This is a genomic window from Micromonospora sp. NBC_01412, from assembly GCF_045040215.1.
Classification (GTDB): domain Bacteria; phylum Actinomycetota; class Actinomycetes; order Mycobacteriales; family Micromonosporaceae; genus Micromonospora; species Micromonospora rubida.
Window position 1 is genome coordinate 6,721,231 of the sequence record NZ_CP109528.1, and the last position, 18,771, is coordinate 6,740,001.

Genomic DNA, 18,771 nt, shown 5'->3' on the forward strand with positions numbered 1-18,771 from the left:
CTGGGGCAGGCTACCGACCAGGGGTGGGGCTGGGTACACCCCCACCGGGCAGCTGGACCCATTATCCGCGGCCGGTGAGATTCCTAGCGTTGTCGGCATGCCAGTCATCGAGGTGCGGAACCTCCGCAAGCAGTACGCCGATCAGGTGGCCGTCGCCGACGTGTCGTTGAGCGTGGACGAGGGCGAGATCTTCGGGCTCGTCGGCCCGAACGGCGCCGGCAAGACCACCACGGTGGAGTGCATCGAGGGGCTCCGGGTCCCGGACTCCGGATCGGTACGGGTGCTGGGGCTGGACCCGCGCCGGGACCGCGCGGCGGTACGGCAGAAGCTGGGCATCCAACTCCAGGAGAGCCAGCTGCCGGACCGGATCAGGGTGTGGGAGGCCCTTGACCTGTACAGCTCGTTCTATCCGCACCCGGCCGACTGGCGGGCGCTGATGGACGAGCTGGGCCTGGGCCCCAAACGGAACACGGTGTTCGCGAAGCTCTCCGGCGGCCAGAAGCAGCGGCTGTCGATCGCGCTGGCACTGGTCGGCAACCCGTCGGTGGCGATCCTGGACGAGCTGACCACGGGGCTGGACCCGCAGGCGCGGCGGGACACGTGGGAGCTGGTCCGGCAGGTCCGGGACCGCGGCGTCACGGTCGTGCTGGTGACCCACTTCATGGACGAGGCGGAGCGGCTGTGTGACCGGTTGGCGGTCGTCGCGGCCGGCCGGGTTGTCGCCGTCGACACGCCCCGCAACCTGATCGCCGGTGCTGCGCTGCCCGGCGTCGCACAGCCCACCCTCGAGGACGCGATCCTCTCCCTCACCTCTGCCAGGAGCAACTGATGACCGCCCTAGCCAAGATCATTCGAGTCGAGGCGAAGCTGTTCCTCCGGGATCCGGTCGGCGCGTTCTTCGCCATCGCCTTTCCGGCCCTGCTGCTCCTGGTGCTCGGCCTGGCCATGCCCGGGTTTCGGGAGCCGACGGACGAGCTGGACGGCCGGCTTCCCATGGAGGTCTACCTGCCGATCACCATGACGCTGGCCATCGCGACGGTGACGATGGTGACGCTGTTGGGCGTGGTGGGCAGCTACCGCGAGCGGGGCGTCCTGCGCCGGCTGTCGACCACCCCGGTCTCCCCGGCGGCGCTGCTTGTCGCGCAGGTGGCCGTGAACGTCGGAGCACTGCTGGTCGGTTGCGCCCTGGCCTGGCTGGTGGCGGCGACTGTCTTCGACGTCCCGCCGCCCGGCAACGTGGCCGGCTTCGTGCTGGCGTTCACGCTCGGGTCGTGCACGATGTGCGCCCTCGCACTGCTCGTGGCGGCGGTCACGCCCAGCGCCCGGGCCTCGTCGGGGGTTGGCCAGCTGATCTACTTCCCGATGATGTTCTTCGCCGGGGTGTGGACGCCGGGGCCGCTGATGCCCGACGTGGTGCGGGAGATCGCCGACTTCACCCCGCTGGGGGCCGCGTCCCTGGCCGTGCAGGACGCCTGGGCGGGCGCCTGGCCCACGTTGCTGCACCTGGCCGTGATGGTGGGGTTCACCGTGGTGCTGGGTGGGTTCGCGGCCCGCTACTTCCGCTGGGAATGAGCCGCGACCGGGTGCCATGACGGGGTGAGGGGCGGGTGGGGGCCGGCGGTCAGGGGCCCTCCGTCTTTCCCTGGACGGCGGCGAGGTGGGCGCCGAGGCGGCGGATCGTCTCGGCGGCGGCGATGGCGTCGCTGCGGGCGCTGCCGTGCCGGCCGTCGCCGCTGTACAGGCCCGGGTCGGCCACGGCGGGGTGGTCGGTCAGGTGCACGTGCAGGGTGCCCAGCCGCTCGCCCAGCGCCCGGGTGCGCGCCGACAGCCGGCGCATCCGCTCGCCCAGGGGTTCGCGCAGCCGCTCGGGCACCGCCGGGCTGTGCGACACGTCGAACATGCCCACCGTGATCACATCGGCCCCGGCCGCCCGGAGGCCGGTGACGATCGCGGCCAGCTCGGCGTCGACGGCGTCCGCGTCGTACGCCTGGCGGAACGCGTCGTTGCCGCCGCAGACCACCAGCGCCAGGTCGGGCCCGAACTCCACCGCCGGGCCGAGCTGCGCGGCCCGCACCTCGTGCGCCCGCAACCCGCGCAACCCCAGGTTCCGGTACGCCAGCCCGGGCCGAACCGCGTCCAACTCGGCGGCGATCCGGTCGGCCCACTGCACGTCCGGGTACCCGTCGACCGGCTCGCAGAGCCCCTCGGCGACGCTGTCGCCCAGCACCACGAACCGCCGCCACGGGTGGCCGGCCAGCAGCCGCGCGCTCTCCCCGGCGCGCAGGCAGTGCGGATCGGTCGCTTCGGTCAGGGTCGATGTCATGATCGGCACGCTAGCCGAGCCCCGCCCGGGCGTCGACACCACGACCGGCCCGGGAATCGCCGTGGTCGCGCAGGAGCGAGCCCTCCCGCCGGTGCTGCGCTGCGGAACTGGGTGATCAACCTGCACAAGGAACTCGAACCCGAAGGCATCCAGGCAGCCCACGTCGCAGTCGGCGTCTGGATTGGTGACCGCGCCCCGAGGGCGCTCCGGCCGCTACTGCGGACCAGATCTCGCCCGTCTATTGGGAGCTGTACACCTACCGCGATCAGGCCGAGCGGATCTTCACCGTCTGACCACCGCCGGAGCCAGAAACCGGCACCACCGCACACCAACAGGCACGAGCCCTGGGCTCGGCATGACCCCCGAGCATCTGGAGCCGTCCGAAGCGCACCGCTGGGCTGCCACCGCCCGCGCGTTCACCCCAGGGACGCCACGACAGGCCGCTGGCCCGAAGCCCCGCCCGACGAACCGTCAACCTTGGACAGTTCTCGTCCACCATAGACGGGAACTGTCCAAGGTCCGGGCGGGGCGCCGCGGTGGGTGGGCGAGACGGGCGCCACGACGGAAACACGACGGGGCTCGGCGCGCGACGAAACCCATTGGGGGCAGCCCTGGCGGGCCATAAGTTTGCCGCCCGGTGAAATCGGCACCAGATGGTCATGATTTCGGTAAGCGAACCGGGGGAGTGCGATTCCGGCGGTCCCGCCGCTGGGTGCTGCTGTACCTGGCCGGATCAGTCCTGGTCGGCATGGCGGCCGGCTGTTTGACGGTCCACCTCCTCTTCGGCGCCGGAGCCGGCCTCTCCCCGAGCCTGATGGTCCTTCTGCTAGTGGTGAGCGGCTGGCACTCCTGGCGCCGACCCCGCTCACCCCGCCCCGCTCTCCGGCGTCGATCATGCACTTGTTGCCCCGCCTAAAGGGAACAAAAGTGAACAAACCAAGGGCCGTAAGTGCATGATCGACGCCGGTCGGGGCGGTCAGGCCGGTCAGGCCGGTCGGGGCGGTCGGGGCGGTCGGGGCGGTCGGGGCGGCGGTGCGGGCCGTGCCGAGCGACGGCGGCGAAGCCGCCGGGCAGACTGCCGGCCGCCACGCGGGGACGACACCCACTGTCCCGGACGCTGTGGAGCTGATGTCGTCTACGACATCACCCTCGGTTGAGTCGTTGACGACATCAGCTCCACAGGACGCGAAGGGCACCCCCCCACAGGAGGAACCTCCCCCACCGGCCTCCGGTAGCCACGGATCGCCGTCACCCCCGCCCGGTCCAGCGCGGGGGCCCGGGTCGCCGCCGCCGTAGCCGCCCCCAGGGTCAGCAGCGTCGAGAACAGGTTGAGGTCGCAGCAGTCGCAGCAGCCGTCCGGGTTCTTCGACTTTCTCATCGACCGCGCGAACCTGTCCTGCTCCCGGCGGTTTTCCCGGGCCTTCGCCCACATTCGTCCGAACACGTTGATCATCATCCGTGGCGGCCGCAAGCGCCGCCCCGAGGGGGTAACCGTTCGCGCCGGCCCGGCCGGCGTCAGCCCGCCGGGGCCGGCCGGGGCCGTGACCGGCCCGCCCGCAGCGGGCCGACGAGCAGCGGCCCCACGGTCAGCGCCGCGCACACCACCGACATCACCAGCAGCGCCGGCTTGAGCCCGAGGGCCGCCACCGACCAGCCGCCGAGCAGGCCGCCGATCGGCAGCCCGACGAAGGCCAGCGAGCCGGCGATGCCGAGCACCCGGGTCTGCAGCGCGTCCGGCACCCGTTCGTAGAGCGTCGCCCCGAGCAGCGGGTTGACCGCGGCGATCCCGATCCCGGACAGGAACGTCACCACCAGCACCACCACCAGGTGGTCGGTGACGGCCATGGTGAGCATCCGGGGAGCGCCGCTCAACGCGGCGCCGACGGCGAAGACCAGCGTCCGGGGCAGCCGGGGGCCGATCGCCGTGAAGACCAGGTTGCCCAGCAGCGCCCCGGCGCCGAACACGCCGAGCACCAGGCCGAAGCCGGCGGGGTCGCCGAGCACGTCGCGGATCCAGACCGGGAGCCACACGGTCGTGTTGGCCGCGGCCATCATGTTCAGCGCGGAGACCACCAGCAGCATGGCCAGCAGCACCCGGTCGGTGCGCAGGTAGGCGAAGCCGGTGCGCAGCGCCCGGAAGTAGCTCTCCCGGGGCGCGGCCGGCGCCTCGGCGGCCGGTGGGCGCACCAGCGCGCCGACCAGCAGCGCGCAGAGCGCGAAGCTGCCCGCGTCGATCCAGATGGCCCGGGTCACCCCGACCCAGTCGATGAGCAGCCCGCCGATCACCGCCCCGAACAGGGTCACCCCGCGGGCCAGCCCGTCGTAGGCGGAGGTGAGGCGGATCAGCTCCACCCCGGCGCGCTGCGCCGCGGGCCGGAACATCACGTGCTTGACCCGGTCGCCGATGCCGCGCAGCCCACCGGCCACCGCGACCAGGGCGACCAGCGCCCAGAAGCCGAGCCACGGGGTCATCGCCACCACGGCCATCGCCACCGCGCTCGCGGCGTCCACCACGATGGAGGTGCGCCGCACCCCGAACCGGTCCGCCCACGGCGTGGCCAGGGAGCTGGAGAGCATGTACGGCAGGAACTCCGCCGCCGCGACGATGCCCATCTTCGCCGGGCTGCCGGTGGTGGTCAGCACCAGCCACGGGATGGCGATGACCGAGATCCGGCTGCCCAGATTGGAGATCAGGTCGGCGGCGACCAGGGTGACCAGCTCCCGCCGGGCGGCGGCGACGCCGGGCGGCCGGGGACCCTTCACGCCGGGCGGTCCTTCGGCGTCGGCCGGCACGTCAGCCTCCCGTGCGGCCTCGGACGGTGCCGTGGCCCCGGGCGCGGCCTTGGTCTTCACCACGGGCTCGGGGGCGGCGTCGGTCGTCACGCCGGGCTGCCGACGGGGTCGGCCGGTCGGCGGGCGGCGTACCGTTCGCGCAGCGCCCGCTTGTCCACCTTCGCCGAGCGGTTGAGTGGCAGCGCGTCGACGAACTCCACCGCGCCGGGCGCCCACGTGTCGCTCAGCTCGGCGATGACCAGCTCGATCAGCTCCGCCCCGGTCACCGTCGCCCCCGGCGCCGGCACCACGTACGCGTACGGCAGCTCGCCGGCCACCTCGTCGGGCACCCCGATCACGGCGGCGGCGCGCACCTGCGGGTGGCCCGCCAGCACGTCCTCGATCGGCCGCGAGTAGATCGGCCAGCTCCGCTGCCGGGTGAGGATCCGATCCTGGAGCCGGTCGACGAGGTAGAGGTACCCGTCGGCGTCCAGGTGGCCGATGTCGCGCGTCCGCACCCAGCCGTCGACCAGGGTCTCGGCGGTCAGCTCGGGCTGGCCGTGGTAGCCGGCGAAGCTCAGCTTCGTGCGCACCCACACCTCGCCGTCGACGCCCGGCGGCAGCACCGCTCCGTCGGCGTCGCGGATCTCCACGGCCACGTCACCGTACGGCCTGCCGCAGGAGCGCAGCCGCTCCGGGTGCTCCGGGTCCTCGGTCAGCCCCGGCTGGGCGGTGATCACGACGGCCTCGCTGAGGCCGTACACGATGCGCAGGCACGGGCCGAAGCGCGCGATCGCCTGCCGCAGCCGGGCGGGCGCGGCGGGCCCGGCGCCCACGTTGAACATGAACATCGCGGAGAAGTCCGCGCCGTCGGAGTCGGGGTGGTCGAGCACCTCGTAGAGCATCGGCGGGGTGACGAACGTCGAGTTGACCCGCTCCCGGCCGACGGTGGCGATGAACGTCGCCGGGTCCCACTGCTCGCGCAGGAACAGCACGCCGCCGCTGAACAGGTTGACCAGTGTGGTGATCTGCCCGCTGGCCAGCCACATCGGCGAGTGGGACAGGTGCCGCAGCAGCGGGACCCCGCCGGCGCGGAAGCCCGCTGCCAGGGTGAGGATCTGCCGGTAGAAGCTCTCCCGGTGGTGCACCAGCTTCGGGGTGCCGGTGGTGCCGCTGGTCTGCAGGAACGACTCCGGCTCCGGCACGTCGCCGGGCAGCCCGACCGCCGCGTCCCGGTCGGCGGCGGTCAGGTCCGGGCCCGCGCCGGCCGGGCCGAGGCAGAGCACCGGTACGCCGGCCAGCCCGGCGGCGATCTCCGCGCCCAACCCGTCGCCGGTGCGGGCGTCGTAGACGAACGCCTCGGGGCGGGACAGCCGGACGAAGTCGTCGACCTCGCGGCGGGAGGTGACCGGGGCGATCCACATCGTCCGGCAGCCCAGCAGGTGCAGGGCGAGCTGGAGCAGCGGGCCCTCCACCGCGTTGCCGAGCATCACCAGCACCGCTGCGCCCGGCCGAACCCCGCCCCGGGCGAGCGCGCCGGCCATGCCGCGCACCTCGGCGGCCACGTCCAGGTAGGTGTATCGGCGTCCGCCGCCCACCAGCGCCTCCCGGTCGCCGAAGCCGGCGAACAGTTCCAGCGCCTCGTGGACGTAGGTGGTCGGTCGGTTGGACCCATCAGTCATCGCCAGCCCCCATCAGCTTTTCGGCGGCGATCGGTGGCGACCCGGCGAGGCACCCGCGATGACCGGCCGCGAGCGACGTCCGGGCAGCTCACGGCCAGGACGCGGCGACGGCGGGGCGCTTCGACGACCGCACCGCCGCCGCTTCGAGCCTAGGCCGCGCGGGCCCGCCCGGCACAGGGCCGATCGGTGCCCCGCCATACCTCGACGTCAATTGATCTTGTCGATCAGGTTGATTGACGCCTGTCAGGGGCGCCGCTAGGTTTCTGGACCATCGTCCAGGCAACTGTCGTCAGTGGACGACCCTGGGCCAACATGGAGGTTCAATGTCGACTCCGAAGAGATGGCACTTGACTAAGGCCCCGAAGAGATGGCAGATGATCGCGGCCGTGGCCACGGCACTGGTCGTGGGGGCGCCGGCCGTCGTGGCGACCGCCGGCCCGGACACCGGGGAGCGCCGCGGCGCCCCCGTGTGGGCGGGTAGCTGGGCCGCCGCGGTGACCCGGGGCAACTCGGTGGGCCTGACCAACACCGGCCTGAACAACCACAGCATCCGGATGATCGTGCACACCACTGTGGGCGGTCCGCGGCTGCGCATCCGACTCAGCAACGTCTACGGCGAGCAGGCCGTGAAGGTCGGCCGGGCCACCGTCGCCCGGCCGGACACCTCGACCCCGACGGACCTGTCGGACGTCACCGCCGCCAGCGTGCGGGAGCTGAAGTTCAACGGCTCCGCCACGGTCACCATGAACAGGGGCGCCGAGCTGCTCAGCGACCCGATCGACTTCCCGGTCGGTGACCAGGAGGACCTGGTCGTCACGCTGTACTTCCCGGTGCTGACCGGGCCGGTCACCTTCCACGGCCAGTCCCGGCAGACCACGTTCATCGGCGCCACCGACCTCACCGGTGCCGCCGCGGGCACCGGTTTCACCACCCGCCCCGACTGCTGCTGGATGTTCCTGTCCGGTGTGGACGTGCAGCGGCGGCAGAGCCCCGGCTCGGTGGTCGTCCTCGGCGACTCGATCGCCGACGGCAACGGCAGCTCGGTCAACTCCAACAAGCGCTGGCCGGACCTGCTCGCCGACCGGCTGATCGACGGCCGTCCCGAGGTGCGCACCCCGGGCGTGCTCAACCTCAGCCTGGCCGGCAACCGGCTCAACCACGAGGGCACGGAGCCCGGCACGGGCGGCTTCCCCGGCTACTACGAGCTGGGCCCGAACGGCCTGGCCCGGCTCAACGAGGACGTATTCCCGCAGACCGGCGTGCAGACCGTCGTCACCCAACTGGGCATCAACGACATCTGGATGTCCGGCGACTCCGCCGAGAACATCATCGCCTCGCTGCGGCAGATCAACCAGCAGGTCAAGGCCCGCGGCCTGACCAGCGTGGTGGCCACGCTGACCCCGTACGAGGGGCACGGCGTCGCGGGGGTGTGGACGCCGGAGAAGGAGGCCACCCGCCAGGCGGTCAACGCGTACCTGCGCGGCAGCCAGGAGTTCGACGGGGTCCTCGACCTCGACAAGGTGCTGCGCGATCCGGCGCAGCAGAGCCGGCTGCTCCCGGCGTACGACTCGGGTGACCACATCCACCCGAACGACCTGGGCAACCAGGCGATCGCCGACGCGGTGCCGCTGCGCCTGCTCGGTCTGTGACATCGGCGGGGCGGCGGGGGTGATCCCCCCGCCGCCCCGTCTGAAGATTCCTGGGGAGGAAGCACCACCGTGGACGTCCAAGAGCTACTCGCCGGCCTGTACAGCGAACAGGGCCGGCAGAACCCGTACCCCTTCTACGCGGCCCTGCACGAGCTGGGCCCCATCCGCGAGATCCCGAACCGCGCCGCGCACAGCACCGTCGCCGCGGTCGCCGGGGGATACGACCTGGTCGACCAGGTGCTGCGCGACCCCGAGTGGTCCAAGCAGTCCCCGCCGGGCTGGGAGCAGCACGAGATCCTGCGTACCTTCGAGTCCTCGATGATGTTCATCAACCCGCCGGACCACACCCGGATGCGGGCCGTGTTCGCCAAGACGTTCACCCCCCGCCGGCTGGGCGCGCTGGAACCGGTGATCGACCGGATCACCGACCGGCTGCTGGACCAGATGGCCGAGGCCGGCGCCGGTGGGGCCGAGGTCGACTTCGTGGCCGACTTCGCCTACCCGATCCCGGCGCTGGTGATGGCCGAGTTCATCGGCCTGCCCGAGGCCGACCTGGCCTGGTACCGCGAGCGGGTCGAGCGGATCGACGACTTCCTGGACATCGCCGGGGCGACCCCGGAACGGCTGGCCAAGGCCGACACCGCCGCCACCGAGCTGCGCGCGTACTACCGGGAGCTGATCGCCGACCGCCGCCGCGCCCCCAGCGAGGACCTCATCAGCGGCCTGGTCGAGGCGCTGGACTCCGGCGGCGTGGACCTCACCGAGGAAGAGCTGATCAGCAACCTGATCGTCCTGTTCAACGCCAGCTTCGTCACCACCGTCTACATGTTCAGCAACGGCTTGCCGCTGCTGCTCGACCACCCCGAGGTGACCGCCGCCCTGCCCGGCGACGACGCGCTGACCATGGGCTGCGTCGACGAGGTGCTGCGGATGCAGAGCCCCGTGCACTTCCTGGCCCGGGCCGCGCCCCGGGACACCGTCCTGAACGGCGTCCCGGTGGCCGAGGGCGAGAACGTGATGCTGCTGATCGCCGCCGCGAACCGGGACCCCGCCCGCTTCCCCGACCCCGACCGCTTCGACCCGCGCCGGGGCGGCCCGCCGTCGTTGGCCTTCGGCGTCGGCCTGCACTTCTGTCTCGGCGCGGCGGTGTCCCGCCTGGAGGGCCGGCTGGCCCTGCCCCGGCTGTTCGCCCGCTTCCCCGAGCTGCGGATCACCCAGACGCCGGTGTACAGCGGCAGTCTGTTCCTGCGCGGCATCGACAAGCTGTTCGTCACGACCGGCGGTTAGGAGACCAGCATGCCCCTGGACCCGCAGGTGATCGCGTACCGGGCCGCCCGCGCGGCGGCCGGCGTCACGCCCCTGTACACCCAGTCCCTCGCCGAGGCCCGCGCCGCCGACCTGGCCGCGATCCGGGCCGGCGGCGGCGACGTCGAACCGGTGCACGAGGTGTACGACGGAGTCGTCCCCGGCCCCGCCGGGGACCTCCCGGTCCGCGTGCACCGGCCGGCCGGGTCGGGCCGGCTGCCCACGCTGGTCTACTTCTTCGGCGGCGGCTGGACGCTGGGCAGCGTCGACACCGCCGACGGGATCTGCCGTCGGCTGGCCAACACCGCCGGCTGCCAGGTGGTGACCGTCGGCTATCGGCTGGCCCCCGAGCACCCGTTCCCGGCGGCCGTGCACGACTGCCACGCCGCCGTGCGCTGGCTCGCCGGGCACGCCGACGAGTTCGGGATCGACCCGGACCGGCTGGCCGTCGGCGGCGACAGCGCCGGCGGCAACCTCGCCGCCGCGGTCACCCTGCTGGCCCGGGACACGGGCGGGCCGGCGCTCGCCGCCCAACTCCTGATCTACCCGAACACCGACCAGCGCCGGCGGGACGAGCCCGCCGGCGAGCAGGACCCGCTGCTGTTCAACCGGCACTCGGTGGCCTGGTATCGGGGGCACTACCTGCCCGACCCCGCCGCCGCCGAGGACCCGCTCGCCTCGCCGCTGCTCGCCGAGGACCTGACCGGCCTGCCGCCGGCCCTGGTCGTCACCGCCGAGTACGACCCGCTGCGCGACGAGGGGGAGCAGTACGCGTCCCGGCTGCGCGACGCCGGGGTGCCGGTCGAGCTGGCCCGCTACGACGGGATGATCCACGGGTTCTTCGCCATGCCGGGCGCGTTCGACGCGGGCCGGCGGGCCCAGGACCGGGCCGCCGCGTTCCTGCGCGAGCGGCTCGGGACCGCCCCGGGGCTCCCCTCCGACCAGGGCGCCGTCGATGGCTGACCCGGCCACCGCCCCGGGCGGGGTGCCGCTCGCGGCGAGCCTCGCCGACTTCGCCGCCCTGGCCCGCGACGTCCTCCCGCCCGAGGTGTACGACTTCGTGGCCGGCGGCAGCGGCACCGAGACCGCCCTCGCGGCGAACCGGGCCGCGCTGGACCGGATCGCCGTGCTGCCCCGGATGCTGCGCGGCGTCGACCGGCCCCGCACCGACGCCCCGCTGCTCGGCCGGCCGCACGCCCTGCCGGTGGCGGTGGCGCCGATGGCGTACCAGCGGCTGGTGCACCCCGACGGCGAGCCGGCGCTCGCGGCGGCGGCCCACGCGGCCAGGGTGCCGTACGTGGCGAGCACACTGAGCAGCACCACCGTTGAGGAGATCGCGGCGGCCGGCGGCCCGGTCTGGTTCCAGCTCTACTGGCTGCGCGACCGGGGGATGGTGCGGGAGCTGGTGGACCGGGCGCACCGGGCCGGCTGCACCGCCCTCATGGTCACCGTCGACGTGCCGACCCTCGGCCCCCGGCTGCGCGACGTGCGAAACGGCTTCGCCCTGCCGCCGGAGGTGAGCGCGGCCAACCTGCCGGGCAGTCGCGACGACCTCGCGCACGCCGGCATCCCCGGCACCTCCGCCGTGGCCCGGCACACCAGCGCCGCCTTCGCCCCTGCCCTGACCTGGTCAGACGTCGGCTGGCTGCGGGGGCAGACCGACCTGCCGCTGGTGGTCAAGGGGATCCTCGACCCCCGCGACGCGGTGCTCGCCGCCGACGCGGGCGCGGACGCGGTGGTGGTGTCCAACCACGGTGGGCGGCAGCTCGACGCGGCCCCGCCCGGCATCACCCTGCTGCCGGAGGTGCTGGCCGCCGTCGGCGACCGGTGCGAGGTGCTGGTCGACGGCGGGATCAGCGGCGGCGTCGACGTGCTGCGCGCCCTGGCGCTCGGCGCGACCGGGGCGCTGGTCGGCCGGCCGCTGCTCTGGGCGCTGGCCGTCGGCGGACGGGCCGGCGCGGACGCCGCGTTCGCGCTGCTCGCCGCCGAGCTGCGCGACGCGCTCACCCTCGCCGGGTGCGCCGACCCGGCCGAGGCCCGCGACCTGCGGACGATCACGGGAGGCTGAACGTGGACGGTGGACGACCGGTGGAGGTGGCCATGGACGTGGACCTGGACGTCGCGGACCTGCACCCGGCGGTGGACGATCCGGCGCTGAACTCGATGAACTTCCTCAACGAGGTGGCCCAGCGCTACCCGGCGGCGGTGTCGCTGGCCGCCGGCCGACCGTACGAGGAGTTCTTCGACGTCGCCGACCTGCACCGGCACCTGGAGACCTTCCGCGCGCACCTGGTCGACGACCTCGGGTACGGCCCGGAGCAGGTGCACCGCACCCTGTTCCAGTATGGCCGGACCAAGGGGATCATCCACGACCTGGTGGCCCGCAACCTCGCCGTCGACGAGCGGATCACCGTCGACCCGGAGTCGATCGTGGTGACCGTCGGCTGCCAGGAAGCGATGCTGCTGGTGCTGCGCGCGCTGCGCGCCGGCCCCCGGGACGTGCTGCTCGCGGTCGCCCCGACGTACGTGGGGCTCACCGGCGCGGCCCGGCTGGTGGACCTGCCGGTGCGCCCGGTGGCCGGCGGCCCGACCGGGATCGACCTGGCCGACCTGCGTGAGCAGGTGCGCCGGGCCCGCGCCGAGGGGCTGCGCCCACGCGCCTGCTACGTGATGCCGGACTTCGCCAACCCGTCCGGGACCAGTATCGACCTGGCCGACCGGCGGCGGCTGCTCGACCTCGCCGCGGAGGAGGACCTGCTGCTGATCGAGGACAACCCGTACGGGCTGTTCCACGCCGACGGCGCGCAGCGGGTGCCGACGCTCAAGGCCCTGGACACCGGCCGTCGGGTCGTCTACCTCGGCTCGTTCGCCAAGACCGTGCTGCCCGGGGCCCGGGTCGGCTACCTGGTGGCCGACCAGCGGGTCCGCGACTCCGACGGGACGGTGGGGCCGCTCGCCGACCAGCTCGCGAAGATCAAGAGCATGGTCACGGTGAACACCTCGGCGATCGCCCAGGCGGTGGTCGGGGGCGCGTTGCTCGCCCACGGGGGCAGCCTGGTGGCGGCGAACGTCCGAGAGCGCGCCGCGTACGCCCGCAACCTGCGCCACCTGGTGGCGGGCTTGGAGCGGCGGTTCCCGGCGCCCTCCCCGGTGTCCTGGAACGTCCCGGCCGGCGGCTTCTTCGCGGTGCTGACCGTCCCGTTCCCCGTCGACGACGCGCTGCTGCGCCGCTCGGCGCAGGAGTACGGCGTACTGTGGACCCCGATGGCGCACTTCTACGACGACACCGCACCGGTGGCCGCGCTGCGGTTGTCGATCAGCGCCGTCACCTGCGAGCAGATCGACGTCGGCCTGGACCGCCTCGCCGCGCTGATCGCCGACGAGCTGGCCCGGGCGGCGGCCCCGGCGGCGCTGGCCTGACCCCGCACTGTCGCCGTTCCGCCACCCCCCGTGCGTCCGCCGCCCGGACGCACCGGCCATAATGGATCGCATGGTCGCATGGGAGTACGCGCTGTTGGTCCGCCGCTACCAGGGGCAGGGACGCAATTTCCACGTCTCGTTCGTCTGGTACGGCCCGGACGGGTCCCGCACCGACATCACCGCGTACGGCGACACCGCGATCGCCCACCTCAACCGCGCCGGCCGGGACGGCTGGGAGCTGGTCTCCGCCGCCGAGGACGTGAACAACGTCCAGGGCAGCACCGAGGTCCACCGCTACCACCTAAAGCGCCCCCTAGCCTGACCCTAACCCCCGCCCCGCCCCCGCCCCCGCGCCTCGCCCTCGCCCCGGTGATCAAGAGGTTTGCGTCAGGATCGGCCTCGCCGCCGACGCAAACCTCTTGATCACCAATCAGTCGGGCGGGTCAGGTCAGGGTGACCGAGGGGTAGAGGGGGAAGGTCGACAGGAGGTCGGTGGCCTGGCGGCTGACCTTGTCGGCCAGCGCCGGGTCGAGGACGTACTTGGCCTTCGACGGGGTGCCGTCGGCGTTCGAGCCGGAGACGGTCTGGTTGAGCACGGTGTGGATCAGCTCGGCGGTGGCGTCCATCTCGGCGACGCCCAGGCCCCGGGTGGTCAGCGCCGGGGTGCCGATCCGGATGCCCGAGGTGTACCAGGCGCCGTTCGGGTCCTGCGGGACGGAGTTGCGGTTGGTGACGATGCCCGAGTCGAGCAGCGCCTGCTCGGCCTGCCGGCCGGTCAGCCCGTACCCGGAGACGTCGATCAGCACCAGGTGGTTCTCGGTGCCGCCGGTGACCAGCTTCGCGCCCCGGCGCAGCAGCCCCTCCGCGAGGGCCTGGGCGTTGTCGACGATCCGCTGGGCGTAGTCGGCGAAGTCGGGGCGACGGGCCTCGGCCAGGGCGACCGCCTTGGCTGCCATCACGTGCGGCAGCGGGCCGCCGAGCACCATCGGGCAGCCCCGGTCCACCTGGTCGGCCAGCTCCGGGCCGGAGAGCACCATGCCGCCGCGCGGGCCGCGCAGCGACTTGTGGGTGGTGGTGGTGACGATGTGCGCGTGCGGCACCGGGTCGAAGTCCCCGGTGAAGACCTTGCCCGCCACCAGGCCGGCGAAGTGCGCCATGTCGACCATGAACGTCGCGCCGACCGAGTCGGCGATCTCCCGCATGATCCGGAAGTTCACCTTCCGCGGGTACGCCGAGTAGCCGGCGACCAGGACCATCGGCTTGAACTCGCGGGCCGCCTCGGCGACCTTGTCGTAGTCGACCAGCCCGGTCACCGGGTCGGTGCCGTAGCTGCGCTGGTCGAACATCTTGCCGGAGATGTTCGGCCGGAAGCCGTGGGTGAGGTGGCCGCCCGCGTCCAGGGACATGCCGAGCATCCGCTGGTTGCCCAGCTCCCGGCGCAGCGTGAACCAGTCCTGCTCGGTCAGGTCGTTGACGTGCCGTACCTGGGCCTTCTTCAGAGCCGGGGACTCCACCCGGTCGGCCAGGATCGCCCAGAACGCCACCAGGTTCGCGTCGATCCCGGAGTGCGGCTGCACGTACGCGTGCGCGGCGCCGAACAGTTCCTTGGCGTGCTCGGCGGCGAGCGCCTCGACGGTGTCGACGTTCTGGCAGCCGGCGTAGAAGCGGCGGCCGACGGTGCCCTCGGCGTACTTGTCGCTGAACCAGTTCCCCATCGCCAGCAGCGTGGCGGGGGAGGCGTAGTTCTCGCTGGCGATCAGCTTGAGCGACTCGCGCTGGTCGGCCAGCTCCGCCCCGATCGCGTCGGCGACCCGGGGCTCCACGGCCCGGATCACCTCAAGGGCGCTACGGAAGGCGGTGGACTCGGCATTCGGCGACGACATGCGACCTCCTGGTGACGTGCGGAAGGCCCAGGCGCTCGGCAAACGTCCTGATGACGGGACCGCTTCCCGATGGTTTTCCATCCCCACGCGCCAGTCACGGCCCGTGCTGATCGTACCCGGTCCGCCCCCGCCGCCCCGGCCGACCTCCGTGGCCCCATCGGCGGGGGAGCGCAGAGGCGCGATGAGCGCATGACCCGGCCGTCGCCGCCGCGCCTCCCGGCCGGGAGCCGCCTCCCGTACGATCGACGGATGGCGAAGGAAGACGGCGCGCTGCTCGCCATCAGTGACCTGCATGTGGGGTACGCGGAGAACCGCGACATCGTCGAGGGCCTACGGCCCCGCTCGCCGGGCGACTGGCTGCTGGTCGCGGGCGACGTGGGCGACACCGTGGCCGACGTCGAGTGGGCGCTCGGCGTGCTCAGCCGCCGCTTCGCCAAGGTGGTCTGGGCGCCCGGCAACCACGAGCTGTGGACGCCCCCGGCCGACCCGATCGCCCTGCGCGGCGAGGCCCGCTACCGGCACCTCGTCCAGGTCTGCCGCGGGCTGGGCGTGCTGACCCCGGAGGACCCGTACCCGGTGTGGCGGGGCCCCGGCGGGCCGGCGCTGGTGGCGCCGCTGTTCCTGCTGTACGACTACGGCTGGCGGCCCGAGGGGCTGGACACCCGGGAGGCGGCGCTCGCCGAGGCGTACGCCACCGGGATCGTCTGCACCGACGAGTTCCTGCTGCACCCCGACCCGTACCCGAGCAGGCAGGCGTGGTGCGCGGCCCGGGTGGCCGGGACCGCCCGGCGGCTCGACGCCCGCGACCCGGCAATACCGACGGTGCTGGTCAGCCACTGGCCGCTGGTGCGCGAGCCGACCCGGGTCCTGCGCTACCCGATCTTCGCCCAGTGGTGCGGCACCGACGCCACCGCCGACTGGCACCTGCGCTACGACGCCGTCGCGGCCGTCTACGGCCACCTGCACATCCCCCGCACCACCTGGCACGACGGGGTGCGCTTCGAGGAGGTGTCGGTGGGCTACCCCCGGGAGTGGCGCCCCCGCGCCACCCCACCCGGCCAGCTCCGCCAGATCCTCCCCCCGCCCCCCACCACCTGACCCCGGGGTGGCCTCCCGCTCGCCGGCCTCCCGCGCCGGGGCCGGCCAGTCGGGGGTCAGGAACTCGGCCCACACCCGCGCGTGCGGCAGCTCCATCGAACCGACCCCGGGCGGGCGACGCGGATGCGCGTCGATCCCGTGTCAGGCCCCCAACTCCCGGACGTGCCGCAGCCCGGGACGCCCGTCGAGCAGCACCTCGCCGGCCGGGACGAAACCGGTGCGCCGCAGCACCCCGAGCGAACCGGCGTTGTCCAGCGCGGCCGACGCGACCAGCCGGCGCAGCCCGTACCCGGCGCGGGCCAGCTCGACCACGCGGCGCACGCCGTCCGTCGCCACGCCCCGCCCGGCCGCCCGTTCGGCCACCCGGAAGCCCAGCTCCGCCCCGCCGTCCGCGACGTCGACCAGGTTGAACCGGCCCAGCACGACCCCGTCGCCGTCGACCAGGACGTGGAAGTGGCACAGGCCGGCGGCCTGCTCCGCGAGCAGGCCCGCGTGCCGCGCGGCGAAACCGGCGAAGTAGTCGTCGCCCCGGTCCGGCACGGACCGGGCGAAGTACGCCCGGTTCTCCCGCTCGAAGCGGAGTAGTGCGGCGGCGTGGTGGACGTCGAGCCGCTCAAGTCCGGTCACCCGCGCGACCCTAGCAACCCGCCGTCGGGCCGGCCGACGCGACCCTGGGCGGCTGTGCCGGCGAAACCTCCGCCCGGACGGTACGGTCCTGGGCTCAGAGCGGCCCACGGACCGCCACGCTGGTGCTGGAGAGGTCGATGATCGCATCTATCCGGGTGGGGCTCACGACCGCGCCGTAACCCACCGGCAGGAGCAACGCCCGGGCGATGTGTTCGTTGATGCCGAGCAGTTGGAACGCCGGCCAGCGGACGAACTCGTTCGCCTGCCGGGATTCACGGGGTTGCGGGAACACGTCGATGTACCACCCGGAGTCGTCGGCGTGGTCCTTGCGCGCGGTCCGGCTCATGATCAGCCGTTCGGCGTTCTCGATGCCGCGACAGCACAGCACCGTGTCGTTGAAGTGCACGGGCTGCGGCTCGACTCCGGGCAGCCTGCGGGCGACCGTCACCTGGCCGTTGAGCACCCAAAGCGCCAGCGTGAGGTCCCCGACCCACCCCACCTGGTCCGGGGTCTTCGTCGCGAAGTCCGGCGCGACGACACCGAACCGGTCCTCACCACGCGCGACGAGCACGAATGGCCCCCACCCCGCCTGAACGCTGAACCCGTCCCTCAGCTCGTCGGCGTAGGCGGCGACGATGTCCAGCAGCGCATCCGCCTGCGTCCTGAGATGCTCCCCGGCGTCGACCGTGACGGTCGCCGAGCCGATCCGACGGGAGAACTCGCGGAGCGGTGCCCGCCCGGGCGCGGATCCTGCTGCGGGCGTCATCCCGCGAACTTCTCGGCGGGCGTACGCTGCCCGGACCGGAACAGTTCGAGCGCCTGGTGCGGCGGCACGGCGGACGGCGCGAACAGCACGCTCCCGTCGTGCGCGACGTAGATCGACCCGCCGCCCCGGACCGGGCGGACGACGAGCACCGCGTCGTCCTCCGGCAGCAGGTGGTGGACGAGTTCGGCGCCCGGCGCGATCCGGCCGAACAGTTCGGTGCCCCGCTCGATCAGGCGCTGCGGCAGTTGCGCACGCCCCTGCGCCAGGCGCTGGCGCAGCCACGGCGGCTGGTGCGTCTCCTCGCGGGGAAAGGACCGCTGCTCCGCCACGTACGCGGTGGGATCGAGGGGTTCCGACCACCACACCGGCTCGTCGTCGCGGTCGAACCGCATCGTCACGTCGCCCGCTGACGTCACGGTCAGCTCCAGGCTGAACCACGTACCCAGGCCCGGCCGGTAGGAGGCCCGCCGCGACGCGTGGAGCGCGTCGCGGAGCGCGGGGTCGTCCGGGCGGTGAATCTCCTCGCGCCGTTCGCCCCACGCCGCCCACCACCGGCAGCAGTCGACCGTCGCCAGGACGCCGGCGCGCATCGTGAGGCGGTCCGCTCCCGCCGGCAGCTCGCGGCGCACCAACCGCACGATCTCCCGCGCCGCCACCCGCTGCTCCTCGGCGTCGGCGTCGGCGCCGGCAGGGGCGGTGCTGCCGGGCGGCAACGCGTTCGACGCCGCCCCGCCGCCTCCGCCGAACCGCCGCACGATCGATTCCTCCGACAGTTCGGCGTACCTGGCGAACCGTACGGCCTTGTCACGCCACGAGCCGGGCGGGAAGCTGGCCGACCGCTCGCCGGACGCCTCGCGCCAGGACAGCACGAGCCCCGCCGGCCCGAGATCGGTCAACGTGAACCCGTCCCGAAGCGGCTCGTCCGGGGATGGCCTTCGATGTCCCCGTTCCACGAAGGCCCGCACCCGGACGCCGATCTCCCCGATCACGTAGCGGCGCGCGACCGCCAGCGACTCGGTGGACATCTGGGGCCGCCACGCCCCGCCGCGGTCCTGCTTCTCCACCACGAACCGGCCGTCCCGCTCGACGATCCTGAGCAGGGTCTCCGCGTCACCGATCTGCAGCAACGCGTCGCGCGCGGGCCATACCGTGACCCGCGCCGGCTTGCCGAAGGCGCGAAGCCGGTCGTCGTCGAGGTGTCCGATCATGGCGCAACCCTTCCCCGGCCACCGAGGGCTGTCAACGA

15 protein-coding genes, 1 pseudogene and 1 riboswitch are annotated in these 18,771 nt (G+C 73.4%); of the genes and pseudogenes, 9 read left to right on the top strand and 7 right to left on the bottom strand.

The features are described 5' to 3' along the window. Positions 1-97 precede the first annotated feature (97 nt). Both OG617_RS29330 and OG617_RS29335 read left to right on the top strand, forming a co-directional pair. Positions 98-751 (top strand): annotated as a pseudogene (locus OG617_RS29330) (ABC transporter ATP-binding protein); the annotation flags it as partial. Between the two features lie 77 nt (positions 752-828). Then, entirely contained in the window at positions 829-1,572 is a 744-nt protein-coding gene (locus tag OG617_RS29335) for an ABC transporter permease (RefSeq protein WP_405096156.1), read from the top strand. 49 nt (positions 1,573-1,621) lie between these two features. Here the strand turns inward: OG617_RS29335 and OG617_RS29340 are convergent, their stop codons facing one another. The 3 genes from OG617_RS29340 to OG617_RS29350 form a co-directional block, all read right to left on the bottom strand. Further along, the gene (locus OG617_RS29340) at positions 1,622-2,323 is read right to left on the bottom strand and encodes an SGNH/GDSL hydrolase family protein (protein WP_405096157.1); all 702 of its coding nucleotides are present in this window, start codon (positions 2,321-2,323) and stop codon (positions 1,622-1,624) included. Between the two features lie 1,515 nt (positions 2,324-3,838). After that, positions 3,839-5,086 carry an MFS transporter gene (locus OG617_RS29345; RefSeq protein WP_405103997.1) on the bottom strand — a complete coding sequence of 416 codons (1,248 nt, stop codon included), beginning with the start codon at positions 5,084-5,086 and terminating at the stop codon, positions 3,839-3,841. 116 nt (positions 5,087-5,202) lie between these two features. After that, entirely contained in the window at positions 5,203-6,777 is a 1,575-nt protein-coding gene (locus tag OG617_RS29350; protein ID WP_405096158.1) for a class I adenylate-forming enzyme family protein, read from the bottom strand. 377 nt (positions 6,778-7,154) lie between these two features. Between OG617_RS29350 and OG617_RS29355 the strand changes: the two genes are divergently transcribed. The 6 genes from OG617_RS29355 (at position 7,155) to OG617_RS29380 (ending at position 13,473) form a co-directional block, all read left to right on the top strand. Then, on the top strand, positions 7,155-8,426 hold the full coding sequence (locus tag OG617_RS29355) for an SGNH/GDSL hydrolase family protein (protein ID WP_405103998.1): 1,272 nt from the start codon (positions 7,155-7,157) through the stop codon (positions 8,424-8,426). Between the two features lie 69 nt (positions 8,427-8,495). Next, positions 8,496-9,713 (top strand): cytochrome P450, encoded by a 1,218-nt coding sequence (locus OG617_RS29360; RefSeq protein ID WP_405096159.1) that lies wholly within the window; start codon positions 8,496-8,498, stop codon positions 9,711-9,713. 9 nt (positions 9,714-9,722) lie between these two features. Continuing rightward, positions 9,723-10,694 (top strand): alpha/beta hydrolase, encoded by a 972-nt coding sequence (locus OG617_RS29365; RefSeq protein ID WP_405096160.1) that lies wholly within the window; start codon positions 9,723-9,725, stop codon positions 10,692-10,694. After that, a complete protein-coding gene (locus tag OG617_RS29370; protein WP_405096161.1) occupies positions 10,687-11,799 on the top strand; it encodes an alpha-hydroxy acid oxidase in 1,113 nt (370 codons plus the stop codon). Before OG617_RS29365 ends, OG617_RS29370 begins: the two co-directional genes overlap by 8 nt. Continuing rightward, positions 11,748-13,151, top strand: coding sequence for a PLP-dependent aminotransferase family protein (locus OG617_RS29375; protein WP_405096162.1), 1,404 nt, complete (start codon positions 11,748-11,750; stop codon positions 13,149-13,151). Before OG617_RS29370 ends, OG617_RS29375 begins: the two co-directional genes overlap by 52 nt. Before the next feature lie 61 nt (positions 13,152-13,212). Beyond that, the gene (locus tag OG617_RS29380) at positions 13,213-13,473 is read left to right on the top strand and encodes a hypothetical protein (protein ID WP_350887997.1); all 261 of its coding nucleotides are present in this window, start codon (positions 13,213-13,215) and stop codon (positions 13,471-13,473) included. Between the two features lie 121 nt (positions 13,474-13,594). Here OG617_RS29380 and OG617_RS29385 read toward each other — a convergent pair whose 3' ends face one another. Beyond that, positions 13,595-15,034, bottom strand: coding sequence for a glycine hydroxymethyltransferase (locus OG617_RS29385; RefSeq protein WP_405096163.1), 1,440 nt, complete (start codon positions 15,032-15,034; stop codon positions 13,595-13,597). Between the two features lie 18 nt (positions 15,035-15,052). Further along, positions 15,053-15,142: riboswitch (ZMP/ZTP riboswitch) on the bottom strand. Between the two features lie 141 nt (positions 15,143-15,283). Here OG617_RS29385 and OG617_RS29390 point away from each other — a divergent pair. Further along, the gene (locus OG617_RS29390) at positions 15,284-16,132 is read left to right on the top strand and encodes a metallophosphoesterase family protein (RefSeq protein WP_405096164.1); all 849 of its coding nucleotides are present in this window, start codon (positions 15,284-15,286) and stop codon (positions 16,130-16,132) included. Between the two features lie 141 nt (positions 16,133-16,273). Here the strand turns inward: OG617_RS29390 and OG617_RS29395 are convergent, their stop codons facing one another. From OG617_RS29395 to OG617_RS29405, 3 genes are all read right to left on the bottom strand, one after another. After that, on the bottom strand, positions 16,274-16,759 hold the full coding sequence (locus OG617_RS29395) for a GNAT family N-acetyltransferase (protein WP_405096165.1): 486 nt from the start codon (positions 16,757-16,759) through the stop codon (positions 16,274-16,276). A 94-nt stretch (positions 16,760-16,853) separates the two neighbouring features. Then, positions 16,854-17,525: a hypothetical protein gene (locus OG617_RS29400; RefSeq protein WP_405096166.1), complete on the bottom strand. Its 672-nt coding sequence runs from the start codon at positions 17,523-17,525 to the stop codon at positions 16,854-16,856. Next, on the bottom strand, positions 17,522-18,733 hold the full coding sequence (locus OG617_RS29405) for a hypothetical protein (protein ID WP_405096167.1): 1,212 nt from the start codon (positions 18,731-18,733) through the stop codon (positions 17,522-17,524). Before OG617_RS29405 ends, OG617_RS29400 begins: the two co-directional genes overlap by 4 nt. Positions 18,734-18,771: the final 38 nt, after the last annotated feature.